Below are 22,122 nucleotides of genomic sequence, written 5' to 3'. Positions count from 1 at the left end.
CCTTAAAAATGGTGGAATTGTTCGATCGGAAGCACAAAGACTGTCGCTCCGCCAACTTCAACTTCAACAGGATAAGGTACATACGAATCCGCATTTCCGCCCATGGGAGACACTGGAGCTACAAGCTGTTCTCTTGATTGGCAGTTCTCTTTAATAACGGCTAATGCTTTCTCAACACGCGCGTCTTCCGTACCAATCATGAAGGTTGTATTGCCCGACTTCAAAAACCCGCCAGTCGATGCAAGTTTCGTTGCTCTGAAATTATGTTCAACCAATGCGCTTGAAAGCTTATTGCTGTCCTGATCCTGTACAACCGCAATAATCATTTTCATAGGTATGCCTCCTTATAGTTTAACAGCTTAATCCCGATAAAGCATTGTTTCATTTATGGTAATTGTAACATTGTTGTTACTTATTATATCAGCGTTTACTTTAAATAAGGAATTAAAACTTCCTTCACATCATGATAGACGTCAGCAAGAGACTGATCGGCATTAATAACTTTTATCCGTTCAGGGAATTTATCAATTAAATGTTTATAGCCCTGCTGAACCTTTAAATGAAAGTCCATCTTCTCAAGATCCAGTCTGTTCACTTCTCTGCCGTCATTGCCGCTGATTCTCATCAGACCGCGCTCTGGCTCTATATCAAAGTATAAAGTAACCTCAGGCATGACACCGTCAATCGCAAACATATTAATAGAATAAACATCATCTACACCAATTTCTCTCGCATACCCCTGATAGGCTAAGGAACTATCAATAAACCGGTCACAGATAATCAATTTCCCCTCATTTAAGGCAGGAATTACTTTCTCTACAATATGCTGGCGTCTTGCAGCTGCATACAGCAAAGCCTCTGTTCTTGAATCCATTTCTGTATTTTCTTTATTTAAAATCACTTCGCGGATTTGCTCAGCAATCCGGATTCCTCCTGGTTCACGGGTGAATACTGCCTCTATACCCTTTTCCCTGAATTCCTCTGACAGCATATTTAGGATGGTTGTCTTCCCTGCACCATCAGGTCCTTCGAATGTGATAAAAATCCCTTTCATTACAATCACCTTTTCTTTATATAAACTGCAAGCTTTTCTTCTGACAGTGCACTGCTTCCCTGAAACCTTGCACCGCCTTGTATCAGCACCTGTATTAGGCTGATATGTTCCATCGTGATTCGTTCTCCCTCCATTAAAAGAGGGATTCCCGGCGGATATGGAATAACAGCATCTCCGCTTAATAAGCCGGCCGCATCCTTAAAAGATACAACCTCTCTACTATACCCATTTAACTGATGATAGGATAGGGGCTTACTGATAGGGCTGGTGCCAGTTTGGAAGATTAGAGGATTCAGCTCGTTTTTTCCAGCGAAAGTACCCTTTATAGTGGTATACCCAAATTCAGGCGCTATCTTACTTGCTAACGGCAAAACGAGCAAAACATTCTGGAGGTCTGCAAGCTCCGTATAGATGCCAGAAGCCTCTAAGTGACTCTGAAGCTCAAAACCGGTCATTCCAATATTTGATTTAATCGTAAGTTTAAGAGGATCTGTACTTGTCTTCCTGTCTTTGGAACGAACAATACACAGCTCATCTATTTCCATAATTGTATTTTCAAAAGTGTTTATTGCGTCAGAGATGGAATTAACTGCTTCTGCAGATGTTAAACCCTTTAAATAAGCTCTTGCTAAGTCCAATGAGGCCATGATTGGATAAGATGGACTGCTGCTCTGTAAAGTGGATAGATAGTGACCTATACGGTTTGCATTTGCCAATTTGCCATTCACATGCAAATAGGAACCCATTGTCATTGCTGGCAATGTTTTATGGGCAGAGTGAACAACAACATCTGCACCAGCCTCTAATGCAGATTGCGGGTAAGGATCCCCCAGTATAAAATGGGCACCGTGTGCTTCGTCCACCAAAACAGGGATATTCTTTTCATGGGCAAGCTTTACTGCACCTTGCAGGTCACACGCCAGGCCATAATAATTCGGACTCGTTAATATTAAAGCTGATGCATCTGGGTATTCATTTATAGCTTCAGCAATGGTTTCCTGCGGCACATAAGAAGGAACCATCAATTCTTCATCAAATTTTGGCGCCAGAAATACTGGACAGGCTCCTGCAAGCCTGATTCCATTAATAATGGATTTATGACTGTTCCGCTGAACTAAAACCGGCTTATCTCTCTCACAGCAAGCCATAATCATTGCGATATTTCCTGAGGTTGTACCATTTACTAAAAAATACGTTTTATCTGCCTTATATAGAGCTGCAGCAAGCCCCTGAGCCTCTGCAATCGGGCCGCTTGGATCATGAAGATCATCCAATCCTGTAATCTCCGTCGCATCTAACTTTAAAATCTTTTCAAAATCATCTATTGCCTCTTGAGGAAAAATCTGTCCATATTTATGCCCGGGTACATGAAACGAAACCGGGTGCTTCATCGCATGCCTTTTCAGGGCTGAATACAGTGGAGTATTCATCTAAACAAAAACCGTCCTTTATCATGTATTACTGTTATTATATCAGTAGTAGGTCAATAGAAAAAGCTGCCTGACCCGGCAGCTTAAGAATAGAGCGGCGGCGTTTTCACTCTCCGCAGCTTATCAATAAAAAATTTATATTTAGGATCTTCTGTTTCTGTCTGAATCATATCAATCTCACAATCTGTACAAACAAAGCTTGTATAGAGATGAATTCCCTTCGCCTTTTCCGTATCACATATAATACACGTTTCCCCAGCCGGTTTCTTTAAATCTTCCGAATTCAATGCTCTCCACCTCCATACAAACAGTTTTGCCACAGTTTGAAAGTTGTATACAAAATTACGAATTATCTTACCCTCTCTAATTGTATGATGGTGTTCATAAATCGTGTTTGTCTACAAAAAAATATCTGGGCTGAAGGCTCATTAAAGATGGCGGCAGATGATATTTTGGCTGTTGAATAGTCAGAGCCCGGTTTCGGACAGCGAAATGAGGTTACAGTACCTGCTGCAATACTCCAGTGGAGAGTTAAACGCTGTTTTGGAGAGTAAGTTCTTAAAGCTCTCTTAAATGAGTGCTTTGTCTGCTTCTTAAAAGATTCATTTGCCAAATGCAGCTAGAAAAAGGCCATTTATCTCTTATTCTATACAAAAAAGAACAGCATCTCTGCTGTTCTTTTTTTATACGTGCCTGGCAACGTCCTACTCTCACAGGGGGAAACCCCCAACTACCATCGGCGCTAAAGAGCTTAACTTCCGTGTTCGGCATGGGAACGGGTGTGACCTCTTTGCCATCATCACCAGACAATATGCAATTGAAGAAAGAATGTTATTCTTTCAAAACTAAATAACGTTTGATAACAAGATTCACTTACATTTACACATATTAGACTGTGGTTAAGTCCTCGAACGATTAGTATCTGTCAGCTCCACACGTCACCGCGCTTCCACCTCAGACCTATCAACCTGATCATCTTTCAGGGTTCTTACTCACTAATGTGATGGGAAATCTCATCTTGAGGGGGGCTTCATGCTTAGATGCTTTCAGCACTTATCCCTTCCGCACATAGCTACCCAGCGATGCCTTTGGCAAGACAACTGGTACACCAGCGGTGCGTCCATCCCGGTCCTCTCGTACTAAGGACAGCTCCTCTCAAATTTCCTGCGCCCACGACGGATAGGGACCGAACTGTCTCACGACGTTCTGAACCCAGCTCGCGTACCGCTTTAATGGGCGAACAGCCCAACCCTTGGGACCGACTACAGCCCCAGGATGCGATGAGCCGACATCGAGGTGCCAAACCTCCCCGTCGATGTGGACTCTTGGGGGAGATAAGCCTGTTATCCCCGGGGTAGCTTTTATCCGTTGAGCGATGGCCCTTCCATGCGGAACCACCGGATCACTAAGCCCGACTTTCGTCCCTGCTCGACTTGTAGGTCTCGCAGTCAAGCTCCCTTGTGCCTTTACACTCTGCGAATGATTTCCAACCATTCTGAGGGAACCTTTGGGCGCCTCCGTTACATTTTAGGAGGCGACCGCCCCAGTCAAACTGCCCACCTGACACTGTCTCCCAGCCCGATCAGGGCTGTGGGTTAGAATTTCAATACAGCAAGGGTAGTATCCCACCAATGCCTCCACCGAAGCTGGCGCTCCGGCTTCCAAGGCTCCTACCTATCCTGTACAAGCTGTACCAAAATTCAATATCAGGCTACAGTAAAGCTCCACGGGGTCTTTCCGTCCTGTCGCGGGTAACCTGCATCTTCACAGGTACTATAATTTCACCGAGTCTCTCGTTGAGACAGTGCCCAGATCGTTACGCCTTTCGTGCGGGTCGGAACTTACCCGACAAGGAATTTCGCTACCTTAGGACCGTTATAGTTACGGCCGCCGTTTACTGGGGCTTCAATTCAAAGCTTCGCTTGCGCTAACCTCTCCTCTTAACCTTCCAGCACCGGGCAGGCGTCAGCCCCTATACTTCGCCTTGCGGCTTCGCAGAGACCTGTGTTTTTGCTAAACAGTCGCCTGGGCCTATTCACTGCGGCTTTTCAGGGCTATGAACCCTAAAAAGCACCCCTTCTCCCGAAGTTACGGGGTCATTTTGCCGAGTTCCTTAACGAGAGTTCTCTCGCTCACCTTAGGATTCTCTCCTCGCCTACCTGTGTCGGTTTGCGGTACGGGCACCTCTCACCTCGCTAGAGGCTTTTCTTGGCAGTGTGGAATCAGGAACTTCGGTACTAAATTTCCCTCGCCATCACAGCTCAGCCTTATATGAGAAGCGGATTTGCCTACTTCTCAGCCTAACTGCTTGGACGCGCATATCCAACAGCGCGCTTGCCCTATCCTCCTGCGTCCCCCCATTGCTCAAATGGTGAGGAGGTGGTACAGGAATATCAACCTGTTGTCCATCGCCTACGCCTTTCGGCCTCGGCTTAGGTCCCGACTAACCCTGAGCGGACGAGCCTTCCTCAGGAAACCTTAGGCATTCGGTGGAGGGGATTCTCACCCCTCTTTCGCTACTCATACCGGCATTCTCACTTCTAAGCGCTCCACCAGTCCTTACGGTCTAGCTTCAACGCCCTTAGAACGCTCTCCTACCACTGTTCGTAAGAACAGTCCACAGCTTCGGTGATACGTTTAGCCCCGGTACATTTTCGGCGCAGAGTCACTCGACCAGTGAGCTATTACGCACTCTTTAAATGGTGGCTGCTTCTAAGCCAACATCCTGGTTGTCTAAGCAACTCCACATCCTTTTCCACTTAACGTATACTTTGGGACCTTAGCTGGTGGTCTGGGCTGTTTCCCTCTTGACTACGGATCTTATCACTCGCAGTCTGACTCCCAAGGAGCAAGTCTTTGGCATTCGGAGTTTGACTGAATTCGGTAACCCGATGAGGGCCCCTAGTCCAATCAGTGCTCTACCTCCAAGACTCTCATACTTGAGGCTAGCCCTAAAGCTATTTCGGAGAGAACCAGCTATCTCCAGGTTCGATTGGAATTTCTCCGCTACCCACACCTCATCCCCGCACTTTTCAACGTGCGTGGGTTCGGGCCTCCATTCAGTGTTACCTGAACTTCACCCTGGACATGGGTAGATCACCTGGTTTCGGGTCTACGACCACGTACTAAAACGCCCTATTCAGACTCGCTTTCGCTGCGGCTCCGTCTCATCAACTTAACCTTGCACGGGATCGTAACTCGCCGGTTCATTCTACAAAGGCACGCCATCACCCATTAACGGGCTCTGACTACTTGTAAGCACACGGTTTCAGGATCTTTTCACTCCCCTTCCGGGGTGCTTTTCACCTTTCCCTCACGGTACTGGTTCACTATCGGTCACTAGGGAGTATTTAGCCTTGGGAGATGGTCCTCCCTGCTTCCGACGGGATTTCTCGTGTCCCGCCGTACTCAGGATCCACTCTGGAGGGAACGAAGTTTCGACTACAGGGTTATTACCTTCTCTGACGGACCTTTCCAGGTCGCTTCATCTACCCCGTTCCTTTGTAACTCCGTATAGAGTGTCCTACAACCCCAAGAGGCAAGCCTCTTGGTTTGGGCTAATTCCGTTTCGCTCGCCGCTACTTGGGAAATCGCGTTTGCTTTCTCTTCCTCCGGGTACTTAGATGTTTCAGTTCCCCGGGTCTGCCTTCATTATCCTATGTATTCAGATAAAGATACTGTTCCATTACGAACAGTGGGTTTCCCCATTCGGAAATCTCTGGATCAAAGCTTACTTACAGCTCCCCAAAGCATATCGGTGTTAGTCCCGTCCTTCATCGGCTCCTAGTGCCAAGGCATCCACCGTGCGCCCTTCATAACTTAACCTAAATGGTCAGTCGCATCATAAGATGCGTTTCGCATTTCGTTGTTTGTTTAGACATAAATGTCTAGAAAATCACTAATTATGGTAAGCGTAAATCTCAGTGAATTACTTGTTATCAATTACGTTATCTAGTTTTCAAAGAACAACTTCTTGGTGGAGCCTAGCGGGATCGAACCGCTGACCTCCTGCGTGCAAGGCAGGCGCTCTCCCAGCTGAGCTAAGGCCCCATATGAATTTAAGAGATGGTGGGCCTAAATGGACTCGAACCATCGACCTCACGCTTATCAGGCGTGCGCTCTAACCAGCTGAGCTATAGGCCCATCTCATAAGTATGAATAAAAGAATGTTTATGACGTACAAAAAAGTACGCGCAAATGATTCTTCGCTTACTCCTAAAGTAAACTGCTATTCACTTAGAGGGAACAAAGTTCTCTCAAAACTAAACAAAAACCAAAAGCGTCCTCATATATCCTTAGAAAGGAGGTGATCCAGCCGCACCTTCCGATACGGCTACCTTGTTACGACTTCACCCCAATCATCTACCCCACCTTAGGCGGCTGGCTCCTTGCGGTTACCCCACCGACTTCGGGTGTTGCAAACTCTCGTGGTGTGACGGGCGGTGTGTACAAGGCCCGGGAACGTATTCACCGCGGCATGCTGATCCGCGATTACTAGCGATTCCAGCTTCATGCAGGCGAGTTGCAGCCTGCAATCCGAACTGAGAATGGTTTTATGGGATTGGCTAAACCTCGCGGTCTCGCAGCCCTTTGTACCATCCATTGTAGCACGTGTGTAGCCCAGGTCATAAGGGGCATGATGATTTGACGTCATCCCCACCTTCCTCCGGTTTGTCACCGGCAGTCACCTTAGAGTGCCCAACTGAATGCTGGCAACTAAGATCAAGGGTTGCGCTCGTTGCGGGACTTAACCCAACATCTCACGACACGAGCTGACGACAACCATGCACCACCTGTCACTTTGTCCCCCGAAGGGGAACCTTCTATCTCTAGAAGTGGCAAAGGATGTCAAGACCTGGTAAGGTTCTTCGCGTTGCTTCGAATTAAACCACATGCTCCACCGCTTGTGCGGGCCCCGTCAATTCCTTTGAGTTTCAGTCTTGCGACCGTACTCCCCAGGCGGAGTGCTTAATGCGTTAGCTGCAGCACTAAAGGGCGGAAACCCTCTAACACTTAGCACTCATCGTTTACGGCGTGGACTACCAGGGTATCTAATCCTGTTCGCTCCCCACGCTTTCGCGCCTCAGCGTCAGTTACAGACCAGAGAGTCGCCTTCGCCACTGGTGTTCCTCCACATCTCTACGCATTTCACCGCTACACGTGGAATTCCACTCTCCTCTTCTGCACTCAAGTTTCCCAGTTTCCAATGACCCTCCCCGGTTGAGCCGGGGGCTTTCACATCAGACTTAAGAAACCGCCTGCGCGCGCTTTACGCCCAATAATTCCGGACAACGCTTGCCACCTACGTATTACCGCGGCTGCTGGCACGTAGTTAGCCGTGGCTTTCTGGTTAGGTACCGTCAAGGTGCGAGCAGTTACTCTCGCACTTGTTCTTCCCTAACAACAGAGTTTTACGATCCGAAAACCTTCATCACTCACGCGGCGTTGCTCCGTCAGACTTTCGTCCATTGCGGAAGATTCCCTACTGCTGCCTCCCGTAGGAGTCTGGGCCGTGTCTCAGTCCCAGTGTGGCCGATCACCCTCTCAGGTCGGCTACGCATCGTTGCCTTGGTGAGCCATTACCTCACCAACTAGCTAATGCGCCGCGGGCCCATCTGTAAGTGACAGCCGAAACCGTCTTTCCAACTTGAACCATGCGGTTCAAGATACTATCCGGTATTAGCTCCGGTTTCCCGGAGTTATCCCAGTCTTACAGGCAGGTTGCCCACGTGTTACTCACCCGTCCGCCGCTAACTTCCGAAGAAGTTCGCTCGACTTGCATGTATTAGGCACGCCGCCAGCGTTCGTCCTGAGCCAGGATCAAACTCTCCGAAGAAAATTTGCGACTCAATTTGTTGCTGACTTCAAAAATTTAAAACGTTTGGTACGCTTTTGGTTTTGTTTAGTTTTCAAAGAACTTATTGTGTCGCACTCTCTCGAAGCGACCTCTTTAATATACCATTTATCGCTCTGTTCCGTCAACAACTTTTTTAAAAAGTTTTATGTAACGTCATCAGCGACGTCTATTAATATACCACCCGCTGTAAATAGTGTCAACAAAAAAATTAGAACAAGCGAAATCAGCCGCCTGTTCTAAGATAAAATAACCATTTTTATAATAATTAATGCAGCAACACCCGGCAAACCAAGCAATCCAGAAATACCCGCAGTCGTCAGATTAATGGGGATGTGCAGGCCCATGCTTGTACCAAATGCATTAATGAAGAATAAAAATAATGCACCTATAACAACTTTCGCAAGCACTTGACCAGCCCAGCGCATTGACTTGAGCGGGGCGCCTGCAACAAGCAGCAGGATTATGATTCCTCCGAGAATGGAAAAAACGTAGACCGGTTCCATTCCACCACTCACTTTCATCATTACTTTCTATATATCTATGAAAGCCTGGTGAAAATAGAACAAGCTATTTCCTGCCGATTGTAATATTTCTCTTTTTTGCTTCTCTTAATAAGAAGAAATATTTTGATTGAGCCACTTTTAATTCATATAGTATTTCAGGAGATGGCTCCACACTTTTATCAACAAGCTGCTTTTGCCGATTCCATTCATCCTTCATAAAAAGGAGGTCATCAACCAGCAGCTGATCGTATTCTTTTCTAAGCCAGCCTTTTCTGCGAAAAAACAAAGAAACTTCCCCTCTCCGGCATCCCGATATTAAAGCTCCCGTCTTCCTTCCAGAGCTTTTGATAAAGTTACTTCATCCGCATATTCCAGATCTCCGCCTACAGGAAGGCCATGTGCTATTCGCGTCATTTTAATCCCTGTCGGCTTTAAAAGTCTGGAGATATACATCGCGGTTGCTTCACCTTCAATGTTAGGATTGGTAGCGAGTATGATTTCCTGCACCGTATCGTCCTGAAGCCTTTTCAGCAGTTCAGGAATCTTGATATCCTCAGGTCCGATGCCATCCATCGGTGAGATTGCACCTTGAAGCACATGATACAGCCCTGAGTATTCCTTCATTTTCTCCATTGCGATAACGTCTTTTGGGTCCTGAACGACGCAAATGACGGTTTTATCTCTTCTTTGGTCTTCACAAATATAGCAGGGATCCTGATCTGTAATATGACCGCATACAGAACAGTACGTAAGATTTCTTTTGGCATTGACCAAGGCCTTTGCAAAATCCAGCACAACGTCTTCTTTCATATTCAGTACAAAAAAAGCCAGACGAACGGCCGTCTTCGGGCCAATTCCTGGCAGTTTCATAAAGCTGTCAATCAGCTTTGATATCGGTTCAGGATAATGCATTCCATTCCTCCTAGAACATGCCTGGCAAGTTCATGCCTTTTGTAAATTTACCCATTGTATCGTTTGTGAGTTCATCCATTTTCTTCAGAGCGTCATTTGTAGCAGCAAGAACTAAATCTTGAAGCATATCGATATCTTCCGGATCTACAACTTCCTCTTTAATGTTTACATCTACTACTTCTTTGTTTCCATTAATCGTAACAATGACCATACCGCCGCCAGCTGTTCCTTCAATTGTTTTTTCAGCCAGTTCTTCTTGCGCTTTGGCCATGTCTTTCTGCATTTTTTGCATTTGTTTCATCATTTTCTGCATGTTGCCCATTCCGCCACGGTTCATAATAAATCTCCTCCAATATTAATCTTTTATTTCAATGAGATCTGTACCCACTAGTTTTTTTGCTTCAGCTATGAGCGGATCTTCGTCTTCTTCAGGGGAATCGCCGTCATCATTCTGACGCTGATCACGTATGTAATCTTCTCTTATTTTACCCCATTCTTGTTCTGGAACGCCAACCATTTCCATGTTTCGTCCCGTTAATTCTAAAAGAATGGCTTCCATATTGCTGCGAACCTGATTGTTGTTGTCCGCTACCATTTTACAATGGATTTCATATTTAAACTTTAACACAAATGCTGTTTCTGATGCAGCTACCGGTTCACTGTCTGTCAATAGGGCTGCATGAGATACTTTGTTTTGCCTGCGCAGATAATCAAGCAGCTCTCCCCAGCGGCTCTTTATGGCTGCCAGGTTTTGTTTCGTTGCATCTTTCAGGATTTCCTGAATCCGGCCTGCAGGCACTTTGTACCCGCTTCGGACGGCTTTTGGTGCCTTTTGTTCATTTTGCGGCGCTTGCTGTCCGCTGATTGCGACTCCCTGTTTTTTCAGAAGCTCTAATTCATTTGCAAGTTTCTTCACTGTCGCTTCAAGCTCAGTATGGTTTTCACTTTTACCAGATTGAACAGCTTTTGCCTCATGCTCGGAAAGCTTAACAATTGCCACCTCAAGGAAAATACGGGGGTGATTTGTCCATTTCATTTCCTGCTGGCTTTTGTTTAGGACATCTATAGCATGGTAGATTGTATCGGGAGGCATCTGTTTAGATAATTCCACAAACTGTTCATCAACTGTAACCCGCTCTAATACTTCCTCAAGATGCGGAGCTGTTTGATGCAGCAGCAGATCCCTGTAATAGTAGATAAAGTCTTCTACAAGTTTCGATGCATCTTTTCCCTGATTCATCAGCTCATCTAAAGCCTGCAGAGCTGCAGATACGTCTTTATTGAACATAGCATGGATTAATTCGCCTATCATCGCCTGTGAGACTGACCCCGTTATCAGCAGTGCATCATCTAATGTCACGGTTTCATCACTGAAGGAAATAGCCTGATCGAGCAAACTCAAGGCATCACGCATACCGCCATCCGCTGCACTTGCAATGACCTGAAGCGCAGCAGCATCTGCTTCTATCTCCTGACCTTCAATGATCTCCTGCATTCTCCCGACAATTGCAGCCGCTGTTATTCGTTTAAAATCGAATCTCTGGCACCTGGAGATAATCGTCAGCGGTATTTTGTGAGGTTCTGTAGTGGCTAATATAAAGATGACATGCTTAGGCGGTTCTTCAAGCGTTTTTAACAAGGCATTGAACGCTCCTATGGAGAGCATGTGCACTTCATCAACGATATAAACCTTATAGCTCACCGAAGACGGTGCATATTTTACTTTATCACGTATATCCCGTATTTCATCTACTCCATTATTTGAAGCAGCATCTATTTCAATCACATCGGAAATGGAACCATCTGTGATGCCAAGGCAGGCAGAACATTCATTGCATGGTTCTGCAACCGGAGCTTTTTCACAATTGACTGTTTTCGCAAAAATCTTGGCCGCACTCGTTTTCCCTGTTCCTCTTGGTCCGGAAAAAAGATAGGCATGCGAGAATTTTTCTTGCAGCAGGGCATTTTGAAGCGTTCTTGTAATATGTTCTTGACCTACGACATCATGAAATTGCTGCGGCCGCCAAACACGGTATAAAGCCTGGTAACTCACATAACGCCCTCCTTCAAATTCATCCCTTCTATTATACCTTATGGAATTAGTATTTTACAAAGGGGACAAGGACTAATTTCAGACAGCCTTTTTTGCAAAGATCAAAAGCGCAGGCGTCTTGGTCAGATCCGTTCTGACCGGGAGTCTAAGTTACGGATCTGAACGAAGAATAATTTCCCAAACAAATAAAAAACCCACCCTGCAAGAGGATGGGTTTGTTCATTATAAATTAAACTGCCGTGCACCTTCCGTCGATTAGTGTCCATAAGCGTTACTTAAGCAGTTAGCTCGGCCCAGGCAACCCTGCGGCACATGAGAGGTTCCACTTAATGCTGCTTCCTTCCGGACCTGACATGGTTCATGGATTCCCATTGCGCAGGACCCAGACGTCAACACCACTTACTTAAGGCAGGCCCTACAGACAGCTAACCTCGGGAAAGGGATTCGGCCTCGCTAGAGCGGATTGCGAGTACAGGGCACCGCTACCTCCCCGCTTAGCACGGCAAAATTGATACCTAGTTAAGGTGCGCCGTTTAGTACGACGCATAATCTAGTATATAAGCTTTTCGGAAAAAATGCAATATCCACCTACTGTAAATTTTTTGAAGAAGCTTTTTCTGCTTTCTTTTGCTTTCTAAGATCCCTGAAAAAATCGCTAAGCATTAACCCGCATTCATCCTCAAGGATTCCTTTAGCTACTTCAACCTGGTGGTTAAATCTTTTTTCATCCAGAAGATTCATCAGCGTCCCTGCACATCCGCCTTTCGGATCTGCGGCCCCGTAAACCACTCTTTTCACTCTTGAAAGCACAATCGCCCCCGCGCACATCGGACAGGGCTCAAGGGTTACGTAAAGCGTCGCATCCTCAAGCCTCCACGTACCCATTGAGGCACACGCCTGATCAATCGCAATCATTTCCGCATGGGCAATTGACCTTTGCTCACTTTCTCTTAGATTGTATCCGGATCCAACTACTTCATCGTTATGTACGATGACCGCACCTATTGGAACCTCGCCGATTGCTTTAGCTTTCAAAGCTTCTTTTATTGCAAGTTCCATATATACCATGTCCTTATCCATAATGTACTCCTTATAGATTATTTCATTATGACACAAGCTAATTTTTATAAAGGAGAGATGACGCCTTGGTTAAAAAAGATAACTGTGCCCTGCTCATTATTGATATGATAAATAATTTTAAATTTAAGCATGGTGAAGTTTTAGCTGATGAAGCTAAACGAGTTTCTGAGAATATTTTCTCATTAAAAAAGAAAATGCAGGAAAAAAAACGTCCCATCATTTATATAAATGATCATTATAAATTATGGCAGGCTGATTTTCAAAAGATTTCTGAAAAATGCACAAATGAACTGAGCAGGCCAATCATTGAACAGCTCTATCCTGATGATACGGATTTTTTCTTAATTAAACCCATGCATTCTGCCTTTTATGGAACCGCCTTAAACATGCTTTTGGACAATCTTAAAGTGCAGCATCTAATTTTGACAGGAATAGCCGGAAACATCTGTGTTCTTTTTTCAGCTAATGATGCCTATATGCGGGGATATAAACTCTCCGTTCCATCTGACTGCATTGCTTCAAATGATAAACATGACAATGAATACGCTCTTCGTATGATGAAAAATGTCCTTCAGGCAGATATAGGCGATTCCCGCCAAATAAAAATATAACATGCTCTCGCTCGTTCCTTCATAAGATGTAACAGAGAGATTATGACGAATGAGTGAGGGGAATCAATATGCAGATACATATTGTCCGAGAAGGACAAACTTTATACGGGATAGCTCAAGCTTACAGTACAACCGCTGAAGAGATCATCCGGACAAATGAAATTCCCAATCCAGGCCAGCTTGTTATCGGCCAGACAATAGTCATTCCGATAAAAGGGCGATTTTATTGGGTGCAGCCTGGAGATACATTGTGGTCTATCAGCAGAAGATACGGTTCAACTCCAAAGGAATTATCTGAAGTAAATCAAATCTCGATTAATAGCCCGCTGCAAATTGGGTTCAGACTTTATATTCCCGACCGTCCAAAACAAAAAGCAGAATTCAATGCTTATATTGAACCTTCCGGAAATCAGGTAAGTCCTATTCTGGAGGAAAGTGCACGGGAAGCAGCGCCTTATTTAACTTACCTCGGTCCGTTCAGCTTCCGCATTCAAAAGGATGGCACCCTAGATGAGCCGCTCTTAAATGACTTTGCCAATATCGCCAAAAACAATGGAGTCACATTAATGATGATAGTGACGAATTTAGATGATGAAGGCTTCAGTGACGAAATCGGCCGAATCATCTTAACAAATCAGGACGTCCAGAATAAACTTCTGAATAACATTGTTGAAACCGCGAAAAAATATGGATTCCGCGATATCCATTTTGATATGGAGTATTTAAGGCCGGTCGACAGAGAGGCCTATAATCGTTTCTTAAGAAAAGCAAAAGCCCGCTTTAAAAAAGAAGGCTGGCTCATTTCTACAGCTCTGGCCCCTAAAACAAGCGCAGATCAAAAAGGAAAATGGTACGAGGCGCATGATTATAAAGCACATGGTGAAATTGTCGATTTTGTAGTGGTGATGACTTACGAGTGGGGCTATAGCGGCGGACCGCCAATGGCAGTATCCCCAATTGGACCGGTTAGGGAGGTCCTCGAGTACACGCTGTCAGAAATACCGGCAAATAAAGTCATGATGGGACAGAATTTATACGGGTACGACTGGACCCTGCCGTTTAAGCCCGGAGGAGAATTTGCAAAAGCCATCAGCCCGCAGCAGGCGATCCGCTTAGCAAGTCAATACAACGTCCCCATACAATATGATATGAAAGCACAAGCTCCACACTTCAATTACCGCGATAATGAAGGAAAAGAGCATGAAGTCTGGTTTGAGGATGCCCGTTCCATTCAGGCCAAATTTGATTTAATGAAGGAGTTAAAGCTAAGAGGCATGAGCTATTGGAAGCTCGGACTCTCGTTCCCGCAAAACTGGTTATTGATTGCCGACAACTTTAATGTCGTAAAAATGCCAACATAAAAAGCAGCCTATCCGGCTGCTTTTCTTATTTTTCAGGTCCAAGTATACATGTAATCGGCATCTTCAATTTCCTTGGCCTTTTTCACAATTCTGAGCGGGCGAAACGTATCAATCATTACCGCGAGTTCAAGCGTCTCTTTTTTCCCGATGCTTGCTTCCGTTTTTCCCGGATGAGGACCATGCGGAATTCCGCTTGGATGAAGTGTGATGGATCCCTTTTTGATTCCTTTTCGGCTCATAAAATTTCCTTCTACATAGTAAAGAAGCTCATCACTGTTGACATTACTGTGATAATACGGCGCCGGAATCGACTCAGGATGATAATCGTACATTCTAGGCACGAATGAGCAGACAACGAAATTGTGGCCTTCAAATGTTTGATGAACAGGCGGCGGCTGATGAATCCGTCCTGTAATCGGCTCAAAATCCCCGATATTAAAAGCCCATGGATACAAGTAGCCGTCCCATCCCGCTACATCGAAGGGATGGTGGTTAAAGGTATGCTTATGCATATAGCCCCTGGATTTTGTCAAGACCTCAAACTCGCCTCGGGATTCTACTGTCAGAAGCTGTTCAGGACCCCGGAAATCTCTTTCACAAAAAGGGCTGTGCTCTAAAAGCTGGCCGTATTCATTTCGGTATCGTTTAGGTGTTGTGATCTGGCTGAACGATTCTATGAAAAGGATTTTTGTTTCGGCTTTTGGCACGACACGATAGATTGTGCCTATCGGGATGTTGATGTAATCTCCCGGCCGGTATGTGATGACACCGAACATCGTCTCAATCGTTCCATTTCCAAAATGAATAAAGAGCAATTCATCTCCATCACCGTTCCGGTAATAGGACTCCATCGGTTTTTTTGCAAGAACCACACCTATTAAGAGATCATCATTTCCGAGGATATACTCTCTAGCCTCAATAGCATCCCCTTCAGTTTGCAGAGCATCTGTAAAGAAATGCCTGTGTTTCAAGGAATCCGTCTGTTCATATTCAGGGAGATAGGAATGAAGAAGCTCTGACTTTGCTACCTCTGTAGGCATGTAGTGATGATACAGAATGGATTGTGTACCTGAAAACCCCTTCGTTCCCATAACCTGTTCCCGGTATAGGCTTCCGTCTTCTTTTTTAAACATCGTATGTCTCTTATGCGGAATTTTGCCTAACGTGCGATAATACATTCTCTCACCTGCTTTTGGCTGCAATTTTATTTTTTAATGAGCCCAGACCTTCTATTGTTAATTCGACCTCATCTCCCGGCCTTAAATAACGATGCACCTCTTCCCCCAGCTCTAAAATACACCCGGTTCCAACGGTTCCTGAGCCAATCACTTCTCCCGGATATAAGGTGACACCCGAAGAAGCCCTTTCTATCATCTCTGCAAAAGAATAATAAATATCTTTTAAATTCCCTTTCGATATCTCTTTTCCATTAACAGCCGCTGTCATCGTTAAATCATACCGATTTCCTGCCTTACATGGATGAAGCTCCTCTTTTGAAACCAGGTATGGTCCAAGCGATGTTGCGAAATCCTTTCCTTTTGCCGGACCAAGACCAACTTTCATTTCTTCTCTTTGAAGATCTCGCGCACTCCAGTCATTCATGATGCAGTATCCAAAAATGTACTCTTCTGATTCACTTGCAGGGATGTCACGCCCTTCCTTCCCTATAACACAGGCAATCTCAAGTTCATAATCAAGAGCCTTACAGCATGGAGGAACTTCAATCTTTTCCTCCGGACCTTTCACGGCCAGGTGATTTGTAAAATAAAACACGGGAAATTGATACCATTCCGGAATAACATCAAGCCCTCTTTTCTTGCGGGCAGTTTTCACATGCTCTTCAAACGCATAAAAATCGCGAATGCTAACCGGCCTTGGAAGAGGTGAAGACAGCTTCACCTCTGAAAGCCGGTAAACTCCCAGATCCCCCTCTTCAAACGGGTTCATTTCATGAATATATGGGAGGTATCGTTCATGCTCTGTTAAAAATTCTTGAATGGATTCAGGAAGGAACCCCCGGCTTGCAGCGTTCATATCAATCACCAGATCATGCCCCTGAAGCCATCCCGCTGCCTGCCTGCTGTACGGGGTTTGAAATGTCACAAACTTCATAAAGATTTCACCTTCTCTTGATCTCAAACGTATCTGTCATCGGTTTTGTATACATGTGTCCGGCAAGACGTCCGATCGGCTTTAGTTCTTCAGAGTCAATTTTCCCTTCATAGAAAAGAGCATCATCAACATGGATGTGCTTTACCTTGCCGATGACAAGACTGCCGGATCCCGCTTTCTCTCCAAAATGCAAGACATCATGCAGCTCGCATTCCAGGTGAACCAGACTTTCTTTCACACGGGGAGGGGCAACTGCCTTGCTTTTCCCCTTCGTCAGCCCACTTTGAACAAATTCATCTACCTCCGGATCAAAATCGCCTGCACATCGATTCATTTGTTCCACTATTTGTTCACTCACAATGTTGATGACAAATTCCTTCGTTTTTTCAATATTGATGAGAGTATCCTTTTTAGATCCATCCGTACCTTTTCTCATAGGAGAGAAACAAATCATCATCGGTTCAGCTGAGATTGCGGTAAAAAAGCTGAACGGGGCCAAGTTTGCCGCTCCTTTTTCATCAATAGTCGATACGAAAGCGATTGGCCTTGGCAGGATCGAGCCAATCATTAATTTATAAGCATCTTTCCAGTGAAGCGACTCTGGCATTACATCCATCTGTATCACCTTGCTTTCAGGATTAAGTCCTTATAAATTACCGCGTCGCTCCTGCTCCCGTTCGATTGATTCAAAAAGCGCTTTAAAGTTTCCGTCACCGAAGCCTTTCGCTCCTTTTCTCTGAATCACTTCTATAAAGACTGTGGGACGATCGACAATCGGCTTGGTGAAAATCTGCAGCAAATACCCTTCATCGTCACGGTCCACGAGAATGTTAAGTTCTTTCAGCTTATCAATCTCTTCATCAATATCTCCGACACGTTCACTTAGTGTTTCATAATAAGTCTCAGGGGTCTTCAGGAATTCCACGCCATTTTTCTTTAAAATCGCAACTGTAGAGACGATATCCTCTGTTAAAATAGCAAGATGCTGCACACCTGGCCCTTTGAAGAACTCCAGGTATTCCTGAATTTGCGATTTGCGTTTTCCTTCTGCCGGCTCATTAATAGGAAATTTAATCCGGCCTCCATTATGCATAACCTTCGACATAAGAGATGAATACTCTGTACTGATATCCGAATCTGTAAAATGACGCATTTCTTTAAAACCCATCACTTTCTCGTAATAGGAAACCCATTCCTGCATACTCTCAACGTTTCCTACAACATGGTCAACGCCGATGATTCCTGCTTCTGTATAAGGAATCTTCATTTCAGCCGCTTCAAACCCAGGCATAAATGCGCCCTTGTATTCTTTCCTCTCTATTAGAGAATGAATGGTGTCTCCGTATGTACCGATTACGGCTTTTTTAACGGCACCATGTTCATCCTTCAGTTCAAATGGCGGAGCAATGGCAATGGCTCCTCTGGAAACAGCCTCGTTGTAAGCCTTTTCAACATTATCCACGACTAAAGCGATATCTCTTACCCCGTCCCCGTGCTTCTTGACGAATTCAGCTACACGCGAGGTATCATTTAAAGAACCTGTAATAACTAAGCGTACCTTCTGCTGCTGAAGCACATAGGATACGGTTTCCCTGTTCCCAGTCTCAAGTCCTGAATAGGCGACGATTTTAAAACCGAAGGCAGTACAAAAATAGTGAGCCGACTGCTTGGCATTGCCTGAATACATTTCCAGATAGTCAACATCTTTAACCGGAAAAAAATCTTCAACCTGACTGTCCTTCGCTGCTGTTTCCTCACGCATATAAATCCCTCCATTTAATGAATATTATTACTATTCCGAATACATCATACGGAAAAAGAAGAGATGAAAGCAAGAGTGCTGAGTAAAGCTATAACGCTTTTCTGCAATGATGTAACCTTATATCTCCCGCTTCTGAATCCGCATAAAACTCTCGCTGCTATGAGAGGATAATTGGAAACTTTTCTTTTTAGTTAAAACCTTACTCTTTCATATTGCCACTGTGATACAATAAAATTTGTCTGTTTTGATAGATTTTTTTGCTTAGGAGGACCCATGATGAGTGGCGTACCGTTTATTACCGTGGAAGGACCGATTGGTGTTGGAAAAACTTCGCTTGCAAGAGCGATAGCAGAACACTATCAATTTCATTTGCTTAAAGAGATCGTTGATGAGAATCCTTTTCTCGGCAAATTTTATGAAAACATTGAAGAGTGGAGTTTCCAAACAGAGATGTTCTTCCTGTGTAATCGATATAAACAGCTTGAAGATATTGCTCAGTTATTTCTGAAAAAGAGTCAGCCTGTTGTGGCAGATTATCATATTTATAAAAATCTTATTTTCGCAAAGCGCACTCTTAAAAAAGAACAATACGATAAATACCTTGATATTTATTCGATTTTAACAAGCGACATGCCAAAGCCAAACTTGATCATTTACTTGAATGCAAGTCTTGATACCTTGCTTAACCGCATTGATATGCGCGGGAGAGAGATCGAAAAAAATATCGATCCCGGCTATTTAAAGCAGTTATCGGAGGACTACGAAGTGGCCATGTCACAGTGGGAAAAAGAGCACCCATCCATCCCTGTTCTGAGATTCAGCGGAGATGAGCTTGATTTTGTACAAAACGAAAAAGATTTAACCTATATATTTAAACGCCTGGATGAATCTTTACATGAAGGAGTTACTAGTAAATGAATTTGAGAGAGAAATACAGCATCCCTCACAACGCCGTCATTACCATAGCGGGAACGGTCGGTGTCGGAAAATCGACAATGACAAATGCACTTGCAAATGCATTGAAATTCCGCACCTCATTTGAAAAAGTAGACACAAACCCCTATCTTGATAAATTTTACGCAGATTTTGAAAGATGGAGCTTTCATCTGCAAATCTACTTCCTTGCTGAAAGATTTAAAGAGCAAAAGCGGATTTTTGAATACGGCGGAGGTTTTATTCAGGATCGGTCAATCTATGAAGATACTGGGATTTTCGCCAAAATGCATTTTGAAAAAGGCACGATGACAGAAGTGGATTATGAAACATACACGAATTTATTCGATGCGATGGTCATGACACCTTACTTCCCTCATCCTGACCTTTTGATTTACTTAGAAGGCAGCCTTGAGGATATTTTATCCCGCATCAAAGAACGCGGGCGTCCGATGGAGCAGCAGACACCAATTGCTTATTGGGAAGAGATGCACCGCCGCTATGAGGATTGGATTAATAACTTTAATGCATGTCCTGTCCTGCGCCTCAACATTAACGATTATGACATTATGGCAAACGAAGGTTCAATTGAACCAATAGTTGAGCGCGTCGCCCATTTTATAGAGCAGACAAGATTACTTAAGAAATAACCGGTCTAATCGGTTATTTTTTTTGTATCCAGCAAAAAGATATACAAAAAACCTGCAGCAGAATCTGCCGCAGGTTTTATCAATCTCCAATTAACATTGGATTTTATATGTAAAATGGAGGAGGTAGAGGGATTCGAACCCCCGCGGGGTTTGACCCCCCTGTCGGTTTTCAAGACCGATCCCTTCAGCCAGACTTGGGTATACCTCCGTACTGACAATAATTAATATAGCATATCTAAAATATGCTTGTCAACGATTCTAAAAAACTTTTTCAAAAAAATTTAAGAAGGGGACAAAACGGATTATGGCCCCTTCTTAAAAGGTTATTATTATCGTGAAATGACTTCTCTATTCCCCATATATGGACGCAAGACTTTAGGAATAACGACTGTTCCATCTTCCTGCTGATAATTCTCAAGGATCGCGGCAACAGTTCTGCCAATCGCAAGACCAGATCCGTTCAATGTATGAACAAATTCAGGTTTACCTTTAGGTTCACGTCTGAAACGGATTCCTGCGCGGCGCGCCTGGAAAGCCTCAAAGTTACTGCAAGATGAAATTTCGCGGTACGTTTCCTGGCTCGGTATCCATACTTCAATGTCATATTTCTTTGCTGCAGTGAATCCAAGGTCAGCTGTGCACATTCTAAGCACGCGATAAGGAAGACCCAGCAGCTGAAGAACTTTCTCTGCATGTCCTGTCAGTTTTTCAAGCTCATCATAAGAATCTTCCGGCTTAACAAATTTCACAAGCTCTACTTTATTAAATTGATGCTGGCGGATTAATCCTCTAGTATCTCTTCCTGCAGAACCAGCCTCAGAACGGAAGCAAGAGCTGTATGCTGCATAGTTAACCGGAAGCTGATCAATAGAGAGAATCTCTTCACGGTGCATGTTGGTTACAGGCACTTCAGCTGTAGGAATTAAAAAGTAATCTTCACCCGCAATTTTAAATGCATCTTCTTCAAATTTAGGCAGCTGGCCTGTTCCCGTCATGCTGTCACGATTTACGATATATGGAGGAAGCACTTCTGTATAGCCGTGCTCATCGATATGCAAATCAAGCATAAAACTAATAAGTGCACGCTCGAGACGGGCACCTAAGCCGCGGTAGAAAACAAATCGGCTGCCGGTTACTTTACCAGCACGTTCAAAATCTAAAATCCTAAGGTGATCGGCAACATCCCAGTGCGGCTTTGGTTCAAATGCAAATGCAGGAACTTCTCCCCATTCGCGGTGAAGAATATTATCGTCTTCTGTCTCGCCTACAGGCACACTTTCATGAGGGATATTTGGAATAGACAGCATTAACGTTTCAAGCTCTGCCTCAACCTCGCGAAGCTCATCGTCCATTTCTTTCACGAGGTCGCCAACTTCACGCATTTCTTTTATTAGATGATCTGCATCCTGTTTTTCACGTTTTAAAACAGCAATTTTGCCTGAAACTTCATTTCGCTTGCTTTTAAATACCTCTACTTTAGAAATCAGTTCACGGCGTTTTTGATCCAGTTCCTCAAACTTGCTGAAGTCGCCTAAATCTTCTCCGCGATGAGACAGTTTTTCTTTTACTTCTTCAAAGTTAGCGCGCAAATATTTAATATCCAGCATGACAAAACTCCTTTTTATGTTTTTTTGCAAATAAAAAACTCCCGTCCCCTGGTAAAGGGACGGAAGTTATATCCGCGTTGCCACCCTAATTGAAGGCAAATAAAACGCCTTCCTCTTAAGCAGGATAACGGCCTGTACCGGACATGTATACTCTCCGAGGATTTCAACATCTCATTCAAGGATGGATTCACAAGGTT

The 22,122-nt window shown here is 44.4% G+C and carries 19 protein-coding genes, 3 tRNA genes, 3 rRNA genes, 1 other RNA gene and 1 other annotated feature (1 of these 27 running past the window's edge); of the genes, 4 read left to right on the top strand and 22 right to left on the bottom strand.

The features are described from left to right. Nucleotides 1–2 precede the first annotated feature (2 nt). From LIT25_00235 to tadA, 16 genes are all read right to left on the bottom strand, one after another. The gene (locus LIT25_00235; protein ID USK33939.1) at nucleotides 3–332 is read right to left on the bottom strand and encodes a cyclic-di-AMP receptor; all 330 of its coding nucleotides are present in this window, start codon (nucleotides 330–332) and stop codon (nucleotides 3–5) included. 95 nt (nucleotides 333–427) lie between these two features. After that, nucleotides 428–1,054, bottom strand: coding sequence for a dTMP kinase (gene tmk, locus LIT25_00230; GenBank protein USK33938.1), 627 nt, complete (start codon nucleotides 1,052–1,054; stop codon nucleotides 428–430). Nucleotides 1,055–1,059: 5 nt separating this feature from the next. Further along, nucleotides 1,060–2,484 (bottom strand): aminotransferase class I/II-fold pyridoxal phosphate-dependent enzyme, encoded by a 1,425-nt coding sequence (locus tag LIT25_00225; GenBank protein ID USK33937.1) that lies wholly within the window; start codon nucleotides 2,482–2,484, stop codon nucleotides 1,060–1,062. An 83-nt stretch (nucleotides 2,485–2,567) separates the two neighbouring features. Then, entirely contained in the window at nucleotides 2,568–2,771 is a 204-nt protein-coding gene (locus tag LIT25_00220; GenBank protein USK33936.1) for a sigma factor G inhibitor Gin, read from the bottom strand. A 404-nt stretch (nucleotides 2,772–3,175) separates the two neighbouring features. Next, a 5S ribosomal RNA gene (rrf, locus tag LIT25_00215) occupies nucleotides 3,176–3,291 on the bottom strand. 88 nt (nucleotides 3,292–3,379) lie between these two features. Then, a 23S ribosomal RNA gene (locus tag LIT25_00210) occupies nucleotides 3,380–6,309 on the bottom strand. Nucleotides 6,310–6,458: 149 nt separating this feature from the next. Then, a tRNA-Ala gene (locus LIT25_00205) sits at nucleotides 6,459–6,534 on the bottom strand. 16 nt (nucleotides 6,535–6,550) lie between these two features. After that, nucleotides 6,551–6,627, bottom strand: a tRNA-Ile gene (locus tag LIT25_00200). 156 nt (nucleotides 6,628–6,783) lie between these two features. Beyond that, nucleotides 6,784–8,320: ribosomal RNA gene (locus LIT25_00195) — 16S ribosomal RNA — on the bottom strand. The 16S, 23S and 5S rRNA genes sit together here with 2 tRNA genes alongside, the layout of an rRNA operon. 257 nt (nucleotides 8,321–8,577) lie before the next feature. Further along, complete coding sequence (locus LIT25_00190) at nucleotides 8,578–8,844, bottom strand: pro-sigmaK processing inhibitor BofA family protein (GenBank protein ID USK33935.1); 267 nt, start codon at nucleotides 8,842–8,844, stop codon at nucleotides 8,578–8,580. Between the two features lie 64 nt (nucleotides 8,845–8,908). Further along, on the bottom strand, nucleotides 8,909–9,130 hold the full coding sequence (locus tag LIT25_00185; protein USK33934.1) for a YaaL family protein: 222 nt from the start codon (nucleotides 9,128–9,130) through the stop codon (nucleotides 8,909–8,911). Between the two features lie 29 nt (nucleotides 9,131–9,159). Further along, on the bottom strand, nucleotides 9,160–9,756 hold the full coding sequence (gene recR, locus LIT25_00180; GenBank protein ID USK33933.1) for a recombination mediator RecR: 597 nt from the start codon (nucleotides 9,754–9,756) through the stop codon (nucleotides 9,160–9,162). 10 nt (nucleotides 9,757–9,766) lie between these two features. Further along, a complete protein-coding gene (locus tag LIT25_00175; GenBank protein USK33932.1) occupies nucleotides 9,767–10,093 on the bottom strand; it encodes a YbaB/EbfC family nucleoid-associated protein in 327 nt (108 codons plus the stop codon). A gap of 18 nt (nucleotides 10,094–10,111) precedes the next feature. Then, complete coding sequence (gene dnaX, locus LIT25_00170) at nucleotides 10,112–11,809, bottom strand: DNA polymerase III subunit gamma/tau (protein ID USK33931.1); 1,698 nt, start codon at nucleotides 11,807–11,809, stop codon at nucleotides 10,112–10,114. 237 nt (nucleotides 11,810–12,046) lie between these two features. Further along, nucleotides 12,047–12,312: signal recognition particle sRNA large type (gene ffs / locus LIT25_00165), an RNA gene on the bottom strand. 85 nt (nucleotides 12,313–12,397) lie between these two features. Continuing rightward, complete coding sequence (tadA, locus tag LIT25_00160; GenBank protein USK33930.1) at nucleotides 12,398–12,889, bottom strand: tRNA adenosine(34) deaminase TadA; 492 nt, start codon at nucleotides 12,887–12,889, stop codon at nucleotides 12,398–12,400. A 65-nt stretch (nucleotides 12,890–12,954) separates the two neighbouring features. Between tadA and LIT25_00155 the strand changes: the two genes are divergently transcribed. Next, nucleotides 12,955–13,500 (top strand): cysteine hydrolase, encoded by a 546-nt coding sequence (locus LIT25_00155; GenBank protein USK33929.1) that lies wholly within the window; start codon nucleotides 12,955–12,957, stop codon nucleotides 13,498–13,500. 68 nt (nucleotides 13,501–13,568) lie between these two features. Next, nucleotides 13,569–14,861 carry a glycoside hydrolase family 18 protein gene (locus LIT25_00150; GenBank protein ID USK33928.1) on the top strand — a complete coding sequence of 431 codons (1,293 nt, stop codon included), beginning with the start codon at nucleotides 13,569–13,571 and terminating at the stop codon, nucleotides 14,859–14,861. 32 nt (nucleotides 14,862–14,893) lie between these two features. Here the strand turns inward: LIT25_00150 and LIT25_00145 are convergent, their stop codons facing one another. From LIT25_00145 to hppD, 4 genes are read right to left on the bottom strand one after another with little or no spacing between them, the layout of a single operon-like run. After that, a complete protein-coding gene (locus LIT25_00145) occupies nucleotides 14,894–16,039 on the bottom strand; it encodes a homogentisate 1,2-dioxygenase (GenBank protein USK33927.1) in 1,146 nt (381 codons plus the stop codon). 4 nt (nucleotides 16,040–16,043) lie between these two features. After that, a complete protein-coding gene (locus LIT25_00140) occupies nucleotides 16,044–16,973 on the bottom strand; it encodes a fumarylacetoacetate hydrolase family protein (protein ID USK33926.1) in 930 nt (309 codons plus the stop codon). Nucleotides 16,974–16,980: 7 nt separating this feature from the next. Then, nucleotides 16,981–17,589 carry a flavin reductase family protein gene (locus LIT25_00135; GenBank protein ID USK33925.1) on the bottom strand — a complete coding sequence of 203 codons (609 nt, stop codon included), beginning with the start codon at nucleotides 17,587–17,589 and terminating at the stop codon, nucleotides 16,981–16,983. A 30-nt stretch (nucleotides 17,590–17,619) separates the two neighbouring features. Beyond that, complete coding sequence (gene hppD, locus LIT25_00130; GenBank protein ID USK33924.1) at nucleotides 17,620–18,735, bottom strand: 4-hydroxyphenylpyruvate dioxygenase; 1,116 nt, start codon at nucleotides 18,733–18,735, stop codon at nucleotides 17,620–17,622. A gap of 276 nt (nucleotides 18,736–19,011) precedes the next feature. Between hppD and LIT25_00125 the strand changes: the two genes are divergently transcribed. Further along, nucleotides 19,012–19,653: a deoxynucleoside kinase gene (locus LIT25_00125; GenBank protein USK33923.1), complete on the top strand. Its 642-nt coding sequence runs from the start codon at nucleotides 19,012–19,014 to the stop codon at nucleotides 19,651–19,653. Then, entirely contained in the window at nucleotides 19,650–20,318 is a 669-nt protein-coding gene (locus LIT25_00120; GenBank protein USK33922.1) for a deoxynucleoside kinase, read from the top strand. The genes LIT25_00125 and LIT25_00120 overlap by 4 nt, the downstream gene beginning before the upstream one ends. A 115-nt stretch (nucleotides 20,319–20,433) precedes the next feature. Here the strand turns inward: LIT25_00120 and LIT25_00115 are convergent. Then, nucleotides 20,434–20,526: transfer RNA gene (locus LIT25_00115), tRNA-Ser, on the bottom strand. A gap of 121 nt (nucleotides 20,527–20,647) precedes the next feature. Next, nucleotides 20,648–21,925 (bottom strand): serine--tRNA ligase, encoded by a 1,278-nt coding sequence (gene serS, locus LIT25_00110; GenBank protein ID USK33921.1) that lies wholly within the window; start codon nucleotides 21,923–21,925, stop codon nucleotides 20,648–20,650. 52 nt (nucleotides 21,926–21,977) lie between these two features. Further along, nucleotides 21,978–22,122: a binding site (T-box leader), on the bottom strand; it runs 75 nt beyond the window's last position.

The organism is Bacillus sp. F19 (genome assembly GCA_023823795.1).
Classification (GTDB): Bacteria; Bacillota; Bacilli; order Bacillales; family Bacillaceae; genus Bacillus_P.
The sequence above is the reverse complement of the archived record's forward strand: the minus strand, read 5'-3'. Positions and strand labels throughout refer to the sequence as shown.